Genomic DNA, 1985 nt, shown 5'->3' on the forward strand with positions numbered 1-1985 from the left:
GGCCATGCTCTGCTATGTCACGCCCAAGGAGCACCTGGGCCTGCCCAACCGTGACGACGTCAAGACCGGCGTCATCACCTACAAGATCGCCGCCCACGCCGCCGACCTCGCCAAGGGCCATCCGGGTGCGCAGGAGTGGGACGACGCCCTGTCGGACGCCCGTTTCGAGTTCCGGTGGGAGGACCAGTTCAATCTGGCCCTCGACCCGGACACGGCACGGGAGTTCCACGACGAGACGCTGCCGGCCGAGCCCGCCAAGACGGCCCACTTCTGCTCGATGTGCGGGCCGAAGTTCTGCTCGATGAAGATCAGCCAGAGCATCAACGAGCGGTTCGGCGGTGCGGCCGCCGAGGGGGCCTCGCCCGACGAGATCGCCGAGGGCATGCTCCAGAAGTCGAAGGAGTTCGCCGCCGCCGGGAACCGGGTGTATCTCCCGCTGGCCGACTGACTCCCCGATCCCCGCCTCACGCCGGGCGGTCCCCTCGCCGGGGCCGTCCTGCGTCAGCGGGGCTCCGCCTCGGGCGGTCCCGCCACGCCGAAGGGGTTGTCGATGGCGTAGCGCCAGCATCCGTCCGTGCCGCGGCGGGCCACGTCCGTCGCGGTGCCCTCGATGTGCACCGGGCCGCCGTGCGCGGCGACGCCGTCGATGACGAAGTCGACGATCAGCAGCGCCAGATCACCGACGACGTAGGTGTGCCGGGGCGTCACCCGGATCGGGACGCGCAGGCCGAGGAAGTCGTCGTTGGCCCGTACGCGGTCCGCTCCGGCGACCAGCCGGCCGGGCTCGGGGACGAAGCCGGCCTCGGGCTCGTAGACCTGGTCGAGGATCGCCGGATCGAAGGTGTTGAAGGCTCGCTCGAAGACGTACGGATGCTCGGCCGCGCTGGCGGCCAGCGGCACACTGGGGGGATGCGTCATGTGGCAAGCGAACAGCCCGCCGGCACAGGTAACCAAACGGGAACCCACGGCTGGGACGAGGAGCTGGTGCCCGACGCGCGGGGCCGTACCCGCCGTCCGGAATCCGACTGCCCCGTGGAGACCGCCCTCGCGGCGGTCGCCGGCCGGTGGACCACCCTGGTGCTCCGCGAACTCATGGGCGGACCCCGCGGGTTCACGGAGCTGCGGACGCTGCTCCCCGAACTGTCGGCGAAGGTGCTCAGCGAGCGCCTCACGGCCCTGCGGGAGAAGGGCCTCGTGACCGCGGAACGGCTGCCGGGCTTTCCCGTACGCACCCGCTACGACCTGACGGAGGCGGGCCGTTCCCTGCGGCCGCTGCTGGTCACGTTGTACGCGACCGGTGCCGAGCTCCAGCGCCTCACCCCCGCGCCCGCCCTCTCCCCACGAGAGCCCCGCCTCGGCAGACTGGGCCCATGACAGCCACCTCCCTGAGCAAGGGCGCCAATCTCGCCGTCGACTCCCCCGCGGTGTGTGTCGCACTGAGCTGGTCCGCCGGGCCGGGTGTGCCGGAGGTCGACGCCTCGGCGCTGCTGCTCACCTCGGCCGGACGCGTACGGGACGACGGCGACTTCGTCTTCTACAACCAGCCCCGGCACGCCTCGGGCGCGGTGCGGCACCGGGGGAAGGAGACCGGGTCAGGGCCTGCTCCCGGCGTCACGACCGACACCGTCGAGGTGGACCTCCAGGCGCTGGAGCCCGGCGTCGAGCGCATCGTCCTGTGCGCCTCCTCCGACGGCGGCACCTTCGGCCAGGTCCCGGGGCTGTGCCTGCGGCTGCTGGACGCGGCCGGCCGGACCGAGCTGGCCCGCTTCGACATGGCCGCCGGTACCGAGACCGCGCTGGTCGGCGGCGAGCTGTACCTGCGCCAGGGGAAGTGGAAGTTCCGGGCGGTCGGGCAGGGCTACGCCAGCGGACTCGCGGGCCTGGCCACCGACTTCGGCATCACGGTCGACGACGGTCCGGCCACATCGGCTCCGCCCAGTGCCGCCCCGGCTCCGCCCGCTGGCGCCCAGGCCGCCACTGCCCCG

Annotated in this window: 4 protein-coding genes; 3 read left to right on the forward strand and 1 reads right to left on the reverse strand. The window is 72.7% G+C overall.

Translation table 11 applies throughout. The annotated features are described in order from the left end of the window. Window positions 1-448: phosphomethylpyrimidine synthase ThiC (locus GTW67_RS30510; RefSeq protein WP_202437910.1), on the forward strand; the 448-nt coding region annotated here is incomplete at its 5' end. 53 nt (window positions 449-501) lie between these two features. On the opposite strand, the gene GTW67_RS30515 is transcribed toward GTW67_RS30510, so the two are convergent. Next, a complete protein-coding gene (locus GTW67_RS30515) occupies window positions 502-918 on the reverse strand; it encodes a YybH family protein (RefSeq protein ID WP_161167988.1) in 417 nt (138 codons plus the stop codon). Here GTW67_RS30515 and GTW67_RS30520 point away from each other — a divergent pair. Both GTW67_RS30520 and GTW67_RS30525 read left to right on the forward strand, forming a co-directional pair. Further along, on the forward strand, window positions 910-1374 hold the full coding sequence (locus GTW67_RS30520; RefSeq protein WP_202437911.1) for a winged helix-turn-helix transcriptional regulator: 465 nt from the start codon (window positions 910-912) through the stop codon (window positions 1372-1374). The two genes, GTW67_RS30515 and GTW67_RS30520, sit on opposite strands and share 9 nt — an antisense overlap. Next, window positions 1371-1985, forward strand: a 615-nt coding sequence (locus tag GTW67_RS30525; protein ID WP_161167990.1) for a TerD family protein, incomplete at its 3' end; no start/stop codon positions are given. The genes GTW67_RS30520 and GTW67_RS30525, both read left to right, overlap by 4 nt.

The organism is Streptomyces sp. SID5910 (assembly GCF_009862125.1).
Classification (GTDB): Bacteria; Actinomycetota; Actinomycetes; order Streptomycetales; family Streptomycetaceae; genus Streptomyces.

Coding starts and splice junctions, on each gene's coding strand:
- GTW67_RS30520 (WP_202437911.1), top strand. CDS start 910: ATGCGTCATGTGGCAAGCGAACAGCCCGCCGGCACAGGTAACCAAACG.
- GTW67_RS30515 (WP_161167988.1), bottom strand. CDS start 918: ATGACGCATCCCCCCAGTGTGCCGCTGGCCGCCAGCGCGGCCGAGCAT.